Origin of the sequence: Novosphingobium sp. 9 (assembly GCF_025340265.1) — a bacterium.
In the GTDB taxonomy this organism is placed as follows: domain Bacteria; phylum Pseudomonadota; class Alphaproteobacteria; order Sphingomonadales; family Sphingomonadaceae; genus Novosphingobium.
On record NZ_CP022707.1, the window covers coordinates 1178053 to 1192617 of the forward strand.

Consider the following 14565-nt stretch of genomic DNA (forward strand, 5'->3'; position numbering starts at 1 on the left):
CGATGGCACGTTCCGTCTGGAAAGGCCCCTTCGTCGACCTGTACCTTCTCAAGAAGGCCGAGGTCGCGCAGGATGCCGGTGCAAAGGCTGCTCCGATCAAGACCTGGTCGCGTCGCTCCACCATCCTTCCGCAGTTCGTTGGTCTGACCTTCCAGGTCTACAACGGACACAAGTTCATCCCTGTCTCGGTCAACGAGGACATGGTCGGCCACAAGCTCGGTGAATTCGCGCCCACGCGTTCGTTCCCCGGCCACGCTGCCGACAAGAAGGGCAAGCGCTAATGAGCAAGCAGGCAGCACCCCGCCGCGTCGGCGACAAGGAAGCTCTTGCGGTCAACACCACGATCCGTGGTTCGGCCCAGAAGCTCAACCTGGTCGCTGCGCTCATCCGTGGCCGCAAGGCCGAGGACGCGATGAACATCCTCACGTTCTCGACCAAGGCCATGGCCGTTGAGGCCCGCAAGGTTCTCGCCTCGGCGATCGCCAACGCGGAAAACAACCACAACCTCGACGTCGACGCTCTCGTCGTCGCCGAGGCGTCGGTCGGCAAGTCGATCACCATGAAGCGTTTCCACGCTCGTGGTCGCGGCAAGTCCACCCGTATCCTCAAGCCGTTCTCGCGCCTGCGGATCGTCGTTCGCGAAGTCGAGGAGGTTTGATCCATGGGTCATAAATCTAATCCGATCGGTCTGCGTCTGCAGATCAACCGTACCTGGGACAGCCGCTGGTTCGCGGAAGGCCGGGACTACGGCAAGCTGCTTGAGGAAGACCTCAAGATCCGCAAGTTCATCATCGAGACCGTGCCGCAGGCTGCTGTCTCGAAGGTGGTCATCGAGCGTCCGGCCAAGCTGTGCCGCATCTCGATCTACGCAGCTCGTCCCGGTGTGATCATCGGCAAGAAGGGCGCGGACATCGAGAAGCTGCGCAAGCAGCTCTCGGCCATGACCGGCAGCGAAGTGAAGCTGAACATCGTCGAGATCCGCAAGCCGGAAGTCGACGCCAAGCTGATCGCTCAGGGCATTGCCGACCAGCTGATCCGCCGCGTCGCTTTCCGCCGTGCGATGAAGCGCGCGATGCAGTCCGCCATGCGTCTGGGTGCCGAAGGCATCAAGATCATGTGCGGTGGCCGTCTCGGCGGCGCTGAAATCGCCCGTGTCGAGCAGTACCGTGAAGGCCGCGTGCCGCTTCACACGCTGCGTGCGAACATCGACTATGCCGCCGCCGAAGCGCTGACCGCGTACGGCATCATCGGCATCAAGGTGTGGGTCTTCAAGGGCGAGATCCTCGGCCACGACCCGATGGCGCAGGACCGGCTGATGATGGAGGCTCAGACCTCCGGCGTCCGCCCGGCGCGCTGAGGCTTAGGATAGAGTAAGCACCATGCTGCAACCGAAAAAGACCAAGTTCCGCAAGGCTTTCAAGGGCAGGATCAAGGGCGATGCCAAGGGTGGCACCGACCTGAACTTCGGCTCCTACGGCCTCAAGGCTCTCGAGCCGGAGCGTATCACCGCCCGCCAGATCGAAGCGGCTCGCCGCGCGATCACGCGTCACCTCAAGCGCCAGGGTCGTCTCTGGATCCGCGTCTTCCCGGACGTGCCGGTTTCGAAGAAGCCTGCCGAAGTCCGTCAGGGTAAGGGCAAGGGTTCGGTCGAATACTGGGCGGCCCGCGTCAAGCCCGGCCGTATCCTGTTCGAAGTCGACGGCGTTGCCGGCCCGCTCGCAGCCGAGGCATTCAGCCGCGCTGCGATGAAGCTGCCGATCAAGACCAAGGTTGTTGCCCGTCTCGGCGACACCTCGCACCTGGAGGCCTAAGACATGGCTGACAAGACCGAAGATCTGCGCGCCAAGACCGACGACCAGCTCACCGCTGACCTCGTTGATCTCAAGCGCGAACAGCTCAACCTGCGCTTCCAGGCTGCAACCAACCAGCTTGAGCGTCCTGCTCGCGTCAAGGAAGTGCGTCGCGATATCGCGCGCATCAAGACGCTCCAGGCCGAACGCGCAGCTAAGGCTTAAGGAGACCACCGATGCCCAAGCGTATCCTGATCGGGACGGTTGTTTCCGACAAGACCGACAAGACTGTTACCGTGCTCGTCGAGCGTAAGGTGAAGCACCCCCTCTACGGGAAGATCATCCGCCGCTCGAAGAAGTACCACGCCCACGACGAGGACAACGCCTTCAAGACCGGCGAGCGCGTCCGGATCGAGGAGACGAAGCCCTTCTCGAAGACCAAGACCTGGAAGGTTCTTGACCGTCTTCAGGCGAGCAAGGGAACGGCGCTCGAAGCCGAGGTCTAAGACCTCGGCCCAGGGCCTTCGTGACGTGAGTTGACCTTGGCAGATAAATGCGGCAAAGGGCCGCCTTCGCCTGCCAAGGCGACTCGGGCCTCTTCGGGGGCCTGTATTTTTAGGAACTGCCGGACTGGTTCCGGCAAGCCAGTTGAGAAGGACTCGGATCCATGATCCAGATGCAATCCAATCTCGACGTCGCGGACAACAGCGGCGCAAAGCGCGTCCAGTGCATCAAGGTGCTGGGTGGCTCGAAGCGTCGTTTCGCGGGCGTCGGCGACATCATCGTGGTGTCGATCAAGGAGGCGCAGCCCCGCGCTCGCGTCAAGAAGGGCGACGTTCACCGTGCGGTGATCGTGCGTACCCGCAAGGACGTGCGTCGCGCTGACGGCAGCGTCATCCGCTTCGACAGCAATGCTGCGGTTCTCGTGAACAAGAACGAAGAGCCCATCGGCACCCGTATCTTCGGCCCCGTCGTGCGCGAACTGCGCGGTCGCGGTTTCATGAAGATCATCTCGCTCGCGCCGGAGGTGCTGTAATGGCTGCCGCGAAGATCAAGAAGGGTGACCAGGTCGTCGTCCTGTCCGGCAAGGACAAGGGCCGTACCGGCGCCGTGCTGCAGGTTCTCCCCAAGGATGGCAAGGTCATCGTTGAGGGCGTGAACGTTGCGACCAAGCACCGCAAGCCCACCCAGCAGAACCCGCAGGGCGGCATCGACCGCGTCGCGGCCCCGATGGCGATCAGCAAGGTTGCCGTTGCCACCAAGGACGGCAAGCCGACCCGCGTTCGTTTCGAAGTGCAGGATGGCAAGAAGGTCCGCGTGGCCGTGAAGTCCGGAGAGACGATCGATGGCTGACAAGTACACTCCGCGTCTGCGCTCGAAGTACGACGCTGAAATCGCGAAGGCGATGACCGAGAAGTTCGGTTACACGAACGTGATGGAAGTGCCCAAGATCGAGAAGATCACGCTCAACATGGGCGTCGGTGAGGCCAGCCAGGACAAGAAGAAGGTCCAGACTGCCGCTGCCGAGATGGAAGCCATCGCCGGTCAGAAGCCCGTCATCACCAAGGCCCGCAAGTCGATCGCCCAGTTCAAGCTGCGCGAAGGCATGCCGATCGGCTGCAAGGTGACGCTGCGTCGCGAGCGTATGTACGAATTCCTGGATCGTCTCGTCACGATCGCGATGCCCCGCATCCGCGACTTCCGTGGCCTGAACCCGAAGTCGTTCGACGGTCGTGGCAACTACGCGATGGGTCTCAAGGAGCAGATCATCTTCCCGGAGATCAGCTACGACAAGATCGAAAAGGTGCGTGGCATGGACATCATCGTCACCACCACTGCGAAGACCGACGAGGAAGCGCGCGAGCTGCTTCGTCTGTTCGGTTTCCCGTTCCCGGCCGATGCGTCGGAACAGAAGGAAGCGGCGTGAGCCGCTGAGGAAGAGAGCTTAAGTCCATGGCGAAACTGAGTTCCGTGAACAAGAACGAGCGCCGCAAGCAGCTCGTTCAGAAGTATGCAGGCAAGTACGCGCGCCTGAAGGCAATTGCCGATGACGAATCGCTCGACGAAACCGAGCGTCTCATCGCCCGCCTGAAGCTGGCCGAGATCCCCCGCAACGGTAACCCCACCCGGGTTCGCAACCGTTGCGCCACGACCGGTCGTCCGCGCGGTTACTACCGCAAGTTCGGTCTGTGCCGCGTCGAGCTGCGTGATCTTGCCAACAAGGGCATGATCCCCGGCGTGACCAAGTCGAGCTGGTAAGGGATACCCGAAAATGGCTATGACCGATCCCCTGGGTGATATGCTCACCCGCATCCGCAACGGCCAGCGTGCAAAGAAGGACTCCGTCCTTTCGCCGGCCTCCAAGCTTCGTGCCCGCGTGCTCGAAGTGCTCCAGCGCGAAGGCTACATCCGTGGCTTCAGCGACGACGCGACCGGCGCTCACCCGCAGCTTCGCATCGAGCTGAAGTACTTCGAGGGCGAGCCCGCGATCAAGCACATCGCGCGCGTTTCGAAGCCGGGCCGCCGCGTCTATTCGGGCTCGAAGGAGCTTCCGATCGTGCGCAACGGTCTGGGCATCACCATCGTTTCGACGCCCCGTGGCGTGCTCTCGGACGCCGAGGCCCGCACCCACAACGTGGGCGGCGAAGTGCTCGCGGAGGTGTTCTGATGAGCCGCATTGGCAAAAAGCCGGTGGCCGTGCCTGCTGGCGTAACCGCCAGCATCGCTGACGGCAACCTGACCGTGAAGGGCCCCAAGGGCGCCCTCAGCATCGGTCTGTCGAACCTCGTGACCTACACCGTCGAAGACGGTTCGGTCGCCGTGCAGCCGGTGAACCAGTCGAAGGCTGCGCGCAGCCACTGGGGCATGCAGCGCACGCTCGTCTCGAACCTGGTGGAAGGCGTGACCAACGGCTTCTCGAAGGTCCTCGAGATCAAGGGCGTCGGCTACCGCGCCGCAGCGCAGGGCAAGAACCTGAAGCTGCAGCTCGGCTACTCGCACGATGTCGACATCGCCGTGCCGGAAGGCATCGAAGTCAAGACCCCGGACAACACCACGGTGGAGATCTCGGGTATCGACAAGCAGAAGGTCGGCCAGCTCGCGGCCGAGATTCGTCGCTGGCGCAAGCCCGAGCCCTACAAGGGCAAGGGTATCGCCTATCGCGGCGAGTACATCTTCCGCAAGGAAGGGAAGAAGAAGTAATGGCAAAGCTGTCCCTCTTCGCGCGTCGTCGCCGTCGCGTCCGTACCGCCCTGCGCGCCCGCGCCGGTGGTCGTCCCCGCCTTTCGGTGCACCGCACCGGTCGCCACATCTACGCGCAGATCATCGACGATGCCCAGGGCCACACTGTGGCTGCCGCCAACACGCTTGGCGCCAAGGGCACCGACACCGATGCAGCTGTGCGCGTCGGCAAGGAACTGGCCGAGGCTGCTCAGAAGGCAGGCATCACCTCGGTCGTGTTCGACCGCGGTGGCTTCCTGTACCATGGCCGCGTCAAGGCGCTGGCCGATGCCGCCCGTGAAGCCGGGCTGGAGTTCTGATCATGGCTGACGAAAACACCAACGAAACGCCGATCGTGGCGGAAACCCCCCAGGCCACCGAGGCCACCGAAGCACGCGGCGACAACGCCCGTGGCGGTGAGCGCGGCGGTCGCGGCGGTCGTGGTCGCGGCAATGATCGTGGCGGTGAGCGCGGTGGCCGTGGCGGCCGCCGTGACGACCGTCGCGGTGGTCGTCGTGACGAGGAAGAGCAGGGCGAGGAGCTCATCGAGAAGCTCGTCCACATCAACCGCGTCAGCAAGACCGTCAAGGGCGGCAAGCGCTTCGGTTTCGCAGCGCTCGTCGTTGTCGGCGACGGCAAGGGTCGCGTAGGCTTCGGTCACTCGAAGGCTCGCGAAGTGCCTGAGGCGATCAGCAAGGCAACCGCTTCGGCCAAGAAGAAGATGATCCGCGTCGCGCTGAAGGAGGGTCGTACCCTCCATCACGACGGCAAGGGCCACTTCGGTGCCGGCAAGGTGAACGTGCGTACGGCGCCTGCCGGTACGGGCATCATCGCCGGTGGTCCGATGCGCGCGGTGTTCGAGAGCCTGGGCGTCCACGACGTCGTGACCAAGTCGGTCGGCACCTCGAACCCGTACAACATGATCCGCGCCACCTTCGACGCGCTGCAGGACCAGACTTCGCCGAAGTCGGTCGCACAGCGTCGTGGCAAGAAGGTCGCTGACCTGCTTGGTCGCGGTGGTGCAACCGAAGCAGAGGCCGAGGCCGCTGCCGAAGCCATCGCGGAGTAAGCATCATGGCGAAGATCAAGATCAAGCAGATCGGTTCGCCGATCCGTCGTCCCGAGAGCCAGAAGAAGATCCTGATCGGTCTGGGCCTTGGCAAGATGCACCGTGTCGTCGAACTCGAGGACACTGCTGAAGTTCGTGGCGCGATTGCCAAGCTTCCGCACATGGTCGCCATCGTCGACTGATCGGTCCGGAATGTCGATGACATTCCGATGCTGACATGAACAAAGCCCCGGTGGAAACGCCGGGGCTTTTTCGTATGCGTTGCGAGCGGGCGTGGCAGCGCTCACGAGATCGCCCTTGCGGCGCTTGCGGATCGGGGCATCCGTTTGAAACGCAGAGGAAGTCTGCGATTCTCGCATTTTCCGCCTTGAGGGTTGTTTCCAAGCTGCCGGAAAATGCTCTAAGGCGCCGTTTCCCCCTTTTTCTCTGGAGTCTGTGAGTGGCCAAACGCCTCGGATCGATCCTTGCCCTTGGTGCTGCGCTGGCGGCGCTGAGCGCGTGCGGCCAGAAAGAAACGCAGGTCGATCAGGTGGAGGGGGCACCGGTCGACATCCACGCAAGCTGCGTCGATCCGATGTCGGATCCCCTGGTGCTGGCTGCCCGGCAACGTATGGACGACGCCTTGCGCGTCGAACTGCGGCAGGGCGCTGTCGATGCCGCGAAGGAAGCGGACAAGGCGCTTGCTGCGGGCGATTTCCGTTTGGTGGCGAGTATCGGTGAGGGTGGTGTCTCGACCGAGGATTTCGGGGCCGAATGCCGCGTCGGCGACCGCCTCGATCAGCGCATGACGCGGGTGATCGCGTATCACGACACGGACGACAAGCTGGAAGGCTACGCGCCTGCCGGTGCGCTGTCGAAATTCGGGCACGCCTATAACGAGGCGATGCTGGACGATCCGCGCTATCCTTATCGCGACGTCTGCCGCAGCGTGAAGACCGCGCCCGTGGAGGAGCCGACCCCCGGTGCGGAGCTGCCGCATCGTTACGGCTTCAGCTATTTCGCACGGACCTCCGGCGCTCTGAGCGCGGCACAGGCGGCGCGTCGTGGTGATCTCGGCGCACTCTCGCAGGCCGTGGCCCGCGATCCGAAATCGCTGGACCGGCCCGATCTCTTCGGGCTCACGCCGCTCGCCTGGGCCGTGGCCTATCGCGAGCGCGATGCAGCGGAATGGCTGCTCGATCACAAGGCCAGTCCGGCGGGGCCGGGGTGTCACACGATTCTCGATCACATATCGCCGATGCAGGTCGCCCGTGCGATCCACTGGCGGGCCATGGTGACCCGGATGCGGCCGCTCGTCTCGGTCGAGGACTTCAACGACCTTCGAGAAGCGCCGCGCGTGAGCGACGCGGACATCTCGGATTTCAATCACGGTCTGACCGAACTCAACGAGAAGTACCGCAAGGTCTTCAACAAGCGATACCTGACGCGCCATCACCTGATCATCTCGCTCGACGATACCGGCAAGCAGTTGTCGTGCCGATTCGAGCCGGCGACCTCGCAGCCCGGATACGATGCCGGCATGTGTGAGCTTGGCGCCGATGTGCTGCACTGGCGCCCGGCCCGCAGCGCTTACGGCACCGCGATTCCCGAGGATGCATCGCTGCTGGTGGGTGTCAGGGGCGAATGACCGCAGGATACCGTGCGAAAGAGGGGTGACAGGCAGGGCGCTTTCCGTTAGGGGCGCCGCTTCCTATCAGCGCGTAACAAGCGAAAGCGAGTGCACAACATGAAACTGAATGAACTTCGCGACAACGCCGGTGCCCGTCACCGCCGCATGCGTATCGGCCGTGGTATCGGTTCGGGCAAGGGCAAGACCGGTGGTCGCGGCCAGAAGGGTGCCAAGGCACGCTCGGGCGTTTCGATCAACGGCTTCGAGGGCGGCCAGATGCCGCTCCACATGCGTATCCCGAAGCGCGGCTTCACCAACGCCAAGTTCCGCAAGGACTACGCCGAAGTGAACCTCGGCGCGATCCAGAAGGCCGTGGACGCGGGCAAGCTCGATGTCGCTGCAACCATCGATCATGCCGCTCTGCAGGCTGCCGGTCTTGCCCGTGGCGGCAAGGACGGCGTGCGTCTGCTCGGCAAGGGCGAGCTGACCGCCAAGATCACCTTCAACGTCGCCGGTGCCTCGAAGGGCGCTGTCGAAGCTGTCGAGAAGGTCGGCGGTTCGGTGATCCTTCCCGCCAAGGAAGCCGTCGAGGCCTGAGCCTCGTCGTCGCGTCCTTCGCGATGATCTGAACGCGAAAGGGCGGGGCGCTACAGGCGCTTCGCCCTTTTTCATGTGTCCTTCGTGCCGCTGCGGGGTGGACAATTTGGCCTAGTTGCATTTCGGGGCTTCCCGAATGCAGGACAGGCGCCATATTGCCTCTTCGTTACCGGGGTTCGACAAGGCAGGCAGCAGCCGCTAAGGCCGAATCCGAAGAGATTTATTCAAGGCTTCCCATCGTCATGGCTTCTCGCGCCGACAATATCGCCAGCTCGCTCAGCCTGGCCAACTTCTCCAAGGCAACCGAGCTGAAGAACCGCATCTGGTTCACGATCGGTGCGCTGATCGTCTTCCGCTTCCTCAGCTTCGTGCCGCTGCCGGGCATCGACCCGATCGTGCTGCAGACGCTCTACTCGAAGACGCAGGGCGGCATCCTCGATCTGTTCAACACCTTCTCGGGTGGTTCGCTCTCGCGCATGAGCCTGATCGCGCTCGGCGTGATGCCGTACATCACGGCCTCGATCGTGGTGCAGCTTGCCGCCTCGCTTCATCCCGCGCTGATGGCGCTGAAGAAAGAAGGCGAGGCCGGTCGCAAGAAGATGAACCAGTACACCCGCTACGGCACGGTGTTCCTCTGCGCGCTGCAGGGGTATTTCCTCGCCGTCAGCCTTGAAGCCTATGGCGCTTCGACCGGTGCGCAGGCGGTTGTCGATCCGGGCATCGTGTTCCGCATCGGCGCGGTGATCTCGCTGGTCGGCGGCACGATGTTCCTGCTGTGGCTGGGTGAGCAGATCACCTCGCGCGGTCTGGGCAACGGCGTCTCGCTGATCATCATGGCGGGTATCGTCGCCCAGATGCCGACGTTCGCCAGCAACCTTGGGCAGGCCTACAGCGCCGGTGATACCGGCTCGATCCTGATTATCGCGCTGATCGTGCTGGTCATCGCGCTGATCCTGATGATCTGCTTCTTCGAGCGCGCGCAGCGTCGCCTGCTGATCCAGTATCCCAAGCGCGCCACGCAGCGCGGTATGATGCAGGCCGATCGCAGCCACCTGCCGCTCAAGATGAACACCGCCGGTGTCATCCCGCCGATCTTCGCCAGTTCGCTGCTGCTGCTGCCGCTGACGATCACGCAGTTCGCAGGCAAGTCGCTGAATCCCGATTCGACGATGGGCAAGGTCGTGGTGACGCTCAACCAGTACTTGGGTCACGGCAAGCCGCTCTACATGCTGCTTTACGCAGCGGGCATCATCTTCTTCAGCTTCTTCTACACCGCCGTCGTCTTCAATCCCGAAGAGACCGCGGACAACCTGAAGAAGAACGGCGGCTTCATTCCGGGTATCCGTCCGGGCAAGAAGACGGCGGACTACCTCGACTACGTGCTGACGCGCGTGACGGTGATCGGTGCGATCTACCTGACGGTGGTCTGCACGGTGCCCGAGTACTTCCTGTCGCTGACCGGCCTGCCGCTGCTGTTCATGGGCGGCACCAGCCTGCTGATCGTCGTCAACGTGACGGTGGATACCATCACGCAGATCCAGTCGCACCTGCTGGCCCACCAGTATGGCGATCTGATCAAGAAGGCCAAGCTCAAGGGCCGCCTGCGCTGAGGGGCGCGGGAACACCGGCTGAATTCATAGAGGGAATGAAGGCGTGAACATCATCCTGTTGGGGCCGCCGGGCGCGGGCAAGGGGACGCAGGCCCAGCGTCTGGTCGAGCGTCGCGGAATGCGTCAGCTGTCGACCGGCGACATGCTGCGCGCTGCCGTAAAGGCGGGAACGCCTGTCGGGCTTGAGGCCAAGGCTGTGATGGACCGCGGCGAGCTAGTATCGGATGCCATCGTTTCGGCGCTCATCGGCGAGGAACTCGACGCGATGAATGCCGAGACGGGCGCGATCTTCGATGGCTACCCGCGTACTGCAGCGCAGGCCGAATCGCTCGATGCAATTCTAGCCGAGCGCGGTCGCAAGCTTGAGCGTGTGATCGAACTCGTCGTCGACGAAGAGGCGCTGGTCGAGCGCATCACCGGCCGCTTCACCTGCGCGACCTGCGGGAAGGGCTATCACGACAAGTTCGAGCAGCCCAAGGTTCCGGGCACTTGCGACAAGTGCGGGGGCACCGAGTTCAAGCGTCGCCCTGACGATAATGCCGAGACCGTGCGCACGCGCATGGCCGAATATCGCGCCAAGACGGCGCCGATCCTCCCGATCTACGAGGCACGCGGTATCGTCGTGACGGTGGATGGCATGGCCGACATGGATGCAGTGACAGCGGCGATCGAGGGGGCGCTGGCAGGCTGATCCTGCTCGCTTTCCTTTGGGAATTGCACGATCCCAGGCCGATGGTTGATCCCGTCGCGCCTGGGATTGTCATATTTGCGTGGGTCGTTTGCCGAAAATTTTGACGGCCCGGCGCAAATGCGGTAAATACGCAAGCGCAACGATCCTGACGCGGCCGGCTCTACCGGTTCCGGCGTCGCGCGTCGGTGCCCTTGCTTGACAGTGCTTGCGAATCGTTCTAAGCGCCCCCTTCGCTCGATAAAAACGGCCCGTCCGATCGGCATCGCTTTTGCGCGATGACTCCGCCGGGCGTGTTTCCGTTTGGGTTCGGGGGTATTTTGCAGCGTTGAGATAGGGCGCCTTGCGGCACCCTGTGGAGCAGGAGTTTTTTAAGTGGCACGTATCGCCGGGGTCAATCTCCCCACCAACAAGCGCGTTATCATCGCGCTCACCTACATTCACGGTATCGGTCGCACCAAGGCGCTCGAGATCGCCGACAAGCTGGGTATCGATCACACCCGTCGCATCCAGGACCTGTCGGACGCCGAAGTCCTGCAGATCCGCGAGACGATCGACGCCGAGCACACCGTGGAAGGTGATCTTCGTCGCGAAACCGCGATGAACATCAAGCGTCTCATGGACCTCGCTTGCTACCGTGGCCTGCGTCACCGCAAGGGTCTGCCGGTTCGTGGCCAGCGCACGCACACCAATGCGCGCACCCGCAAGGGCAAGGCCAAGCCGATCGCCGGCAAGAAGAAGTAAGATCCGCGGGGCCATCAGGCCCAGCGATCTTTCCTCCAGCGTTTTACGACAGGATATACGGACATGGCACGCGAACCCCAGCGCATTAAGCGCCGCGAGCGCAAGAACATCACCAGCGGCATTGCGCACGTCAACGCCAGCTTCAACAACACTATGGTCACCATCACCGATGCCCAGGGCAACGCCATTTCGTGGTCGTCGGCCGGCATGATGGGCTTCAAGGGCAGCCGCAAGTCGACTCCCTATGCCGCGCAGGTCGCCGCTGACGACGCCGGCAAGAAGGCCGCCGAACACGGCGTGCGTACCCTCGAAGTCGAGGTCAAGGGCCCCGGTTCGGGCCGTGAGAGCGCCCTTCGCGCCCTTCAGGCCGTCGGCTTCACGATCACTTCGATCCGCGACGTTACCCCGATCCCGCACAACGGCGTGCGTCCTTCGAAGCGTCGCCGCGTCTGATTGTGCTTTTTCGGGTGGCGTACCGGTCGCCACCCGGTCTATCGGTTTGTTCTTCATGCCTTTCCACCAGGCATGAGGGGCAAGTCGCCATCGAACACCCCAGGGGAAGTCCATGACTGTCAACATCAAGAACTGGCAGGAACTCAAGAAGCCGAACAGCCTTGAGATCAAGCCGGGACCAGACCCCAAGACCAAGGCGACCTTCGTCGCCGAACCGCTCGAGCGTGGCTTCGGTCTGACGCTTGGCAACGCGCTGCGTCGTGTGCTGCTGTCCTCGCTGCAGGGCGCTGCCGTGACCTCGATCAAGATCGAGAACGTCCTGCACGAATTCTCGTCGCTGGCCGGTGTGCGCGAAGACGTCACGGACATCGTTCTCAACGTCAAGCAGATCGCGCTCAAGATGCAGGGCGAGGGCGCCAAGCGCCTGCAGCTCTCGGCAACCGGTCCGGCTGTCGTCACCGCCGGCGATATCGCCGTCACCGGTGACATCGAGGTCATGAACAAGGACCTCGTGATCTGCACCCTCGACGATGGTGCGACGCTGAACATGGAACTGACCGCTGACGTCGGCAAGGGCTACGTCCCCGCCGTCGCCAACCGTCCCGTGGACGCGCCGATCGGTCTGATCCCGGTCGACTCGCTCTACTCGCCGGTCCGCCAGGTCAGCTACAAGGTCGAGAACGCCCGTATCGGCCAGGAGCTCGACTTCGACAAGCTGAGCCTCTCGGTCGAGACCGACGGCACTGTCACGCCGGAAGACGCGGTGGCTTACGCTGCCCGCATCCTCCAGGACCAGCTGGCGCTGTTCGTCCACTTCGAGGACATCGTCCCCGTGGGCGCCGCGCCGATGGTCGGCATGGCTGCCGGTGCTGCACCGGAAGAGAACGACGCCAACCAGCTCAACCGCTACCTTCTCAAGAAGGTGGACGAGCTGGAACTGTCGGTGCGTTCGGCCAACTGCCTCAAGAACGACAACATCATCTATATCGGCGATCTGGTCCAGAAGACCGAAGCCGAGATGCTGCGCACGCCGAACTTCGGCCGCAAGTCGCTCAACGAGATCAAGGAAGTCCTTTCGTCGATGGGCCTGCGCCTCGGCATGGACATTCCGGGCTGGCCGCCCGAGAACATCGAAGAGATGGCCAAGAAGCTGGAGCAGGAACTGCTTGGCTGATCGGTCGCTTCCGATACGAAACAGGACAAGGCTCTGCGAGCAATCGCGGGGCCTTTTTCTTTGGGCTTCGGTGTGATCCGGGCAGGGCTGGCGGGAGAGAGCGGCCTGTGGTGAGATCGCACCCATGATCGAATCGCCCGATGTCCCGGCTCGTCCCGCCCGTTTCAGCATCCTGTCGCGGCTCAGGAGCTTCGTCTTTGCATGGAACGGGCTGCGCTGGCTGGTGCGCAGCGAGCATAACGCCCGCGTCCATCTGGCAGCCTCTATCGCCACCGCTGCGGCAGGCCTGATCCTTCAGATATCGGCCAGTGACTGGCGCTGGCTTTTCCTCGCGATGGCGCTGGTCTGGCTGGCCGAGGCGTTCAACACTGCGATCGAACAGCTCTGCAACCGGATCGAGCCGGGCTTCGATCCGGTGATCGGGCGGATCAAGGACGTGTCGGCAGGCGCGGTGCTGGTGGCGTCGGTCGCGGCGGCGGGGATCGGGTTGCTGACGCTGGGGCCGCCTCTTTGGGCCATGGTGTCGGCACGACCGTTCGCATCGGCGATGTTCACTCAAGCCTCGGCAGAGGCAATGCAGCCAGTCAGGAAGGGGGAGGTTGTCACCACCGTCGCTTTGAAACCCTATGACTGGCGCACAGACCCTCGATGCCTTGTCGCAGGGGCGCACTATGCCCCGGAGCTAGGTGAAATGCCTGAGGAGGGCGCAATCCGCTGGAGAGCGCCGCATCGGTTTGCTGGGACGCTGAATACCAATTTTGAGGGCTGGAGCTTCACGGTATCCGGGAAGGAAATCGCAGGGGCTGAGTCTGCGGATACCTATTGGGCCGATGTCAGATATTCCGGTTCGCAAATCGAATTCGCGCCCGAGCCCCGGGTGTATAGGGTGACGTTTATCGGACGAGAGGCGCTTTGTAATCCACAGCGTCTGGGTGAAAAATCTGTAGGAGGGGCATCCGCGCCAAATGTAGTTCGCGTCGACCGGTTTAGCAGCATAGAACGAGTCAAGTAGGCCGAAGAACCTTGACTCTCGCCCCAATTTCCTTCTTAGGGCAGCGCTTCACTCCCATGTGAACCGGCTTTTGGGCATTGGCCGGATGCAATGCCCGGCGGGCAGTACCTTGAACGGCTGCCTGACGAACGAAAGAAGAGATCATGCGTCACAAAATGGGTCAGCGCAAACTGCAGCGCACCTCGGGCCACCGCGCTGCGCTGCTGCGCAACCTGGCCGCCGCGCTCATCAAGCACGAGCAGATCAAGACCACGGCTCCCAAGGCCAAGGAGCTGCGCCCCTACGTCGAGAAGCTCATCACGCTTGCCAAGCATGGTGGCCTGTCGAACCGCCGTCTCGCCCACGCCCGTCTGATGGACGAAGCGCAGGAGAAGAAGCTGTTCGAAGTTCTCGCCGAGCGTTACGCCGGCCGTGAGGGTGGCTACACCCGCATCATCAAGGCCGGCATCCGCGCTTCGGACGCCGCTCCGGTTGCGATCATCGAGCTGGTCGATCGCGATGTGGCTGCCAAGGGCCAGGACTCGGGTCCGGTCATGAGCGACGCGGAAGAATACGCCGAGGCCTGAGCCGAGGCGGATACTTTCCGGCTTCCTTCGGGAT

24 protein-coding genes are annotated in these 14565 nt (G+C 63.0%); all 24 read left to right on the forward strand.

Going from position 1 to position 14565, the window contains the following annotated elements:
- The first annotated feature begins 2 nt into the window (after positions 1-2).
- The 24 genes from rpsS to rplQ all read left to right on the forward strand — a co-directional run bounded on the left by rpsS (position 3) and on the right by rplQ (position 14531).
- Positions 3-281, forward strand: coding sequence for a 30S ribosomal protein S19 (gene rpsS / locus CI805_RS05915; RefSeq protein ID WP_260927107.1), 279 nt, complete (start codon positions 3-5; stop codon positions 279-281).
- A complete protein-coding gene (rplV, locus tag CI805_RS05920) occupies positions 281-658 on the forward strand; it encodes a 50S ribosomal protein L22 (RefSeq protein WP_260927109.1) in 378 nt (125 codons plus the stop codon). The genes rpsS and rplV overlap by 1 nt, the downstream gene beginning before the upstream one ends.
- Positions 659-661: 3 nt before the next feature.
- Positions 662-1357, forward strand: coding sequence for a 30S ribosomal protein S3 (gene rpsC / locus CI805_RS05925; RefSeq protein WP_260927111.1), 696 nt, complete (start codon positions 662-664; stop codon positions 1355-1357).
- Positions 1358-1379: 22 nt separating this feature from the next.
- Positions 1380-1811 (forward strand): 50S ribosomal protein L16, encoded by a 432-nt coding sequence (gene rplP, locus CI805_RS05930; RefSeq protein WP_260927113.1) that lies wholly within the window; start codon positions 1380-1382, stop codon positions 1809-1811.
- A 3-nt stretch (positions 1812-1814) separates the two neighbouring features.
- A complete protein-coding gene (gene rpmC / locus CI805_RS05935; RefSeq protein ID WP_260927120.1) occupies positions 1815-2015 on the forward strand; it encodes a 50S ribosomal protein L29 in 201 nt (66 codons plus the stop codon).
- A gap of 11 nt (positions 2016-2026) precedes the next feature.
- Positions 2027-2296 (forward strand): 30S ribosomal protein S17, encoded by a 270-nt coding sequence (rpsQ, locus tag CI805_RS05940; protein WP_021233437.1) that lies wholly within the window; start codon positions 2027-2029, stop codon positions 2294-2296.
- A 161-nt stretch (positions 2297-2457) separates the two neighbouring features.
- The gene (gene rplN, locus CI805_RS05945; protein ID WP_260927122.1) at positions 2458-2826 is read left to right on the forward strand and encodes a 50S ribosomal protein L14; all 369 of its coding nucleotides are present in this window, start codon (positions 2458-2460) and stop codon (positions 2824-2826) included.
- Entirely contained in the window at positions 2826-3143 is a 318-nt protein-coding gene (gene rplX, locus CI805_RS05950) for a 50S ribosomal protein L24 (protein ID WP_260927125.1), read from the forward strand. The genes rplN and rplX overlap by 1 nt, the downstream gene beginning before the upstream one ends.
- A complete protein-coding gene (gene rplE, locus CI805_RS05955; protein ID WP_260927127.1) occupies positions 3136-3717 on the forward strand; it encodes a 50S ribosomal protein L5 in 582 nt (193 codons plus the stop codon). Before rplX ends, rplE begins: the two co-directional genes overlap by 8 nt.
- 26 nt (positions 3718-3743) lie before the next feature.
- The gene (gene rpsN / locus CI805_RS05960) at positions 3744-4049 is read left to right on the forward strand and encodes a 30S ribosomal protein S14 (protein WP_260927130.1); all 306 of its coding nucleotides are present in this window, start codon (positions 3744-3746) and stop codon (positions 4047-4049) included.
- 13 nt (positions 4050-4062) lie between these two features.
- Entirely contained in the window at positions 4063-4458 is a 396-nt protein-coding gene (gene rpsH / locus CI805_RS05965) for a 30S ribosomal protein S8 (protein ID WP_260927132.1), read from the forward strand.
- Positions 4458-4991 carry a 50S ribosomal protein L6 gene (rplF, locus tag CI805_RS05970; protein WP_260927134.1) on the forward strand — a complete coding sequence of 178 codons (534 nt, stop codon included), beginning with the start codon at positions 4458-4460 and terminating at the stop codon, positions 4989-4991. Before rpsH ends, rplF begins: the two co-directional genes overlap by 1 nt.
- Positions 4991-5329, forward strand: a complete 339-nt coding sequence (rplR, locus tag CI805_RS05975; RefSeq protein WP_260927135.1) for a 50S ribosomal protein L18 — start codon at positions 4991-4993, stop codon at positions 5327-5329. Before rplF ends, rplR begins: the two co-directional genes overlap by 1 nt.
- Positions 5330-5331: 2 nt before the next feature.
- Positions 5332-6078, forward strand: a complete 747-nt coding sequence (gene rpsE, locus CI805_RS05980) for a 30S ribosomal protein S5 (protein WP_260927136.1) — start codon at positions 5332-5334, stop codon at positions 6076-6078.
- A 5-nt stretch (positions 6079-6083) separates the two neighbouring features.
- A complete protein-coding gene (gene rpmD / locus CI805_RS05985; protein ID WP_103099210.1) occupies positions 6084-6260 on the forward strand; it encodes a 50S ribosomal protein L30 in 177 nt (58 codons plus the stop codon).
- A 257-nt stretch (positions 6261-6517) separates the two neighbouring features.
- Positions 6518-7705, forward strand: coding sequence for an ankyrin repeat domain-containing protein (locus CI805_RS05990; protein WP_260927137.1), 1188 nt, complete (start codon positions 6518-6520; stop codon positions 7703-7705).
- Positions 7706-7804: 99 nt separating this feature from the next.
- Positions 7805-8284, forward strand: a complete 480-nt coding sequence (gene rplO, locus CI805_RS05995; RefSeq protein ID WP_260927138.1) for a 50S ribosomal protein L15 — start codon at positions 7805-7807, stop codon at positions 8282-8284.
- A 242-nt stretch (positions 8285-8526) separates the two neighbouring features.
- Positions 8527-9894 (forward strand): preprotein translocase subunit SecY, encoded by a 1368-nt coding sequence (gene secY, locus CI805_RS06000; protein ID WP_260927139.1) that lies wholly within the window; start codon positions 8527-8529, stop codon positions 9892-9894.
- 43 nt (positions 9895-9937) lie between these two features.
- Positions 9938-10585, forward strand: coding sequence for an adenylate kinase (locus tag CI805_RS06005; RefSeq protein WP_260927140.1), 648 nt, complete (start codon positions 9938-9940; stop codon positions 10583-10585).
- A gap of 372 nt (positions 10586-10957) precedes the next feature.
- On the forward strand, positions 10958-11326 hold the full coding sequence (rpsM, locus tag CI805_RS06010; protein WP_103099215.1) for a 30S ribosomal protein S13: 369 nt from the start codon (positions 10958-10960) through the stop codon (positions 11324-11326).
- Between the two features lie 63 nt (positions 11327-11389).
- Positions 11390-11779, forward strand: a complete 390-nt coding sequence (gene rpsK, locus CI805_RS06015; RefSeq protein ID WP_007011846.1) for a 30S ribosomal protein S11 — start codon at positions 11390-11392, stop codon at positions 11777-11779.
- Positions 11780-11891: 112 nt separating this feature from the next.
- Positions 11892-12953: a DNA-directed RNA polymerase subunit alpha gene (locus CI805_RS06020; RefSeq protein WP_260927144.1), complete on the forward strand. Its 1062-nt coding sequence runs from the start codon at positions 11892-11894 to the stop codon at positions 12951-12953.
- A gap of 124 nt (positions 12954-13077) precedes the next feature.
- On the forward strand, positions 13078-13965 hold the full coding sequence (locus CI805_RS06025; protein WP_260927146.1) for a diacylglycerol kinase family protein: 888 nt from the start codon (positions 13078-13080) through the stop codon (positions 13963-13965).
- A gap of 143 nt (positions 13966-14108) precedes the next feature.
- On the forward strand, positions 14109-14531 hold the full coding sequence (gene rplQ / locus CI805_RS06030) for a 50S ribosomal protein L17 (protein ID WP_260927150.1): 423 nt from the start codon (positions 14109-14111) through the stop codon (positions 14529-14531).
- The last annotated feature ends 34 nt before the right edge of the window (positions 14532-14565 follow it).

What these genes read in the sequence shown, in the direction of transcription:
- rpsS (WP_260927107.1), top strand. Translation starts at nt 3, where the DNA reads ATGGCACGTTCCGTCTGGAAAGGCCCCTTCGTCGACCTGTACCTTCTC.
- rplV (WP_260927109.1), top strand. Translation starts at nt 281, where the DNA reads ATGAGCAAGCAGGCAGCACCCCGCCGCGTCGGCGACAAGGAAGCTCTT.
- rpsC (WP_260927111.1), top strand. Translation starts at nt 662, where the DNA reads ATGGGTCATAAATCTAATCCGATCGGTCTGCGTCTGCAGATCAACCGT.
- rplP (WP_260927113.1), top strand. Translation starts at nt 1,380, where the DNA reads ATGCTGCAACCGAAAAAGACCAAGTTCCGCAAGGCTTTCAAGGGCAGG.
- rpmC (WP_260927120.1), top strand. Translation starts at nt 1,815, where the DNA reads ATGGCTGACAAGACCGAAGATCTGCGCGCCAAGACCGACGACCAGCTC.
- rpsQ (WP_021233437.1), top strand. Translation starts at nt 2,027, where the DNA reads ATGCCCAAGCGTATCCTGATCGGGACGGTTGTTTCCGACAAGACCGAC.
- rplN (WP_260927122.1), top strand. Translation starts at nt 2,458, where the DNA reads ATGATCCAGATGCAATCCAATCTCGACGTCGCGGACAACAGCGGCGCA.
- rplX (WP_260927125.1), top strand. Translation starts at nt 2,826, where the DNA reads ATGGCTGCCGCGAAGATCAAGAAGGGTGACCAGGTCGTCGTCCTGTCC.
- rplE (WP_260927127.1), top strand. Translation starts at nt 3,136, where the DNA reads ATGGCTGACAAGTACACTCCGCGTCTGCGCTCGAAGTACGACGCTGAA.
- rpsN (WP_260927130.1), top strand. Translation starts at nt 3,744, where the DNA reads ATGGCGAAACTGAGTTCCGTGAACAAGAACGAGCGCCGCAAGCAGCTC.
- rpsH (WP_260927132.1), top strand. Translation starts at nt 4,063, where the DNA reads ATGGCTATGACCGATCCCCTGGGTGATATGCTCACCCGCATCCGCAAC.
- rplF (WP_260927134.1), top strand. Translation starts at nt 4,458, where the DNA reads ATGAGCCGCATTGGCAAAAAGCCGGTGGCCGTGCCTGCTGGCGTAACC.
- rplR (WP_260927135.1), top strand. Translation starts at nt 4,991, where the DNA reads ATGGCAAAGCTGTCCCTCTTCGCGCGTCGTCGCCGTCGCGTCCGTACC.
- rpsE (WP_260927136.1), top strand. Translation starts at nt 5,332, where the DNA reads ATGGCTGACGAAAACACCAACGAAACGCCGATCGTGGCGGAAACCCCC.
- rpmD (WP_103099210.1), top strand. Translation starts at nt 6,084, where the DNA reads ATGGCGAAGATCAAGATCAAGCAGATCGGTTCGCCGATCCGTCGTCCC.
- rplO (WP_260927138.1), top strand. Translation starts at nt 7,805, where the DNA reads ATGAAACTGAATGAACTTCGCGACAACGCCGGTGCCCGTCACCGCCGC.
- secY (WP_260927139.1), top strand. Translation starts at nt 8,527, where the DNA reads ATGGCTTCTCGCGCCGACAATATCGCCAGCTCGCTCAGCCTGGCCAAC.
- rpsK (WP_007011846.1), top strand. Translation starts at nt 11,390, where the DNA reads ATGGCACGCGAACCCCAGCGCATTAAGCGCCGCGAGCGCAAGAACATC.
- CI805_RS06020 (WP_260927144.1), top strand. Translation starts at nt 11,892, where the DNA reads ATGACTGTCAACATCAAGAACTGGCAGGAACTCAAGAAGCCGAACAGC.
- CI805_RS06025 (WP_260927146.1), top strand. Translation starts at nt 13,078, where the DNA reads ATGATCGAATCGCCCGATGTCCCGGCTCGTCCCGCCCGTTTCAGCATC.
- rplQ (WP_260927150.1), top strand. Translation starts at nt 14,109, where the DNA reads ATGCGTCACAAAATGGGTCAGCGCAAACTGCAGCGCACCTCGGGCCAC.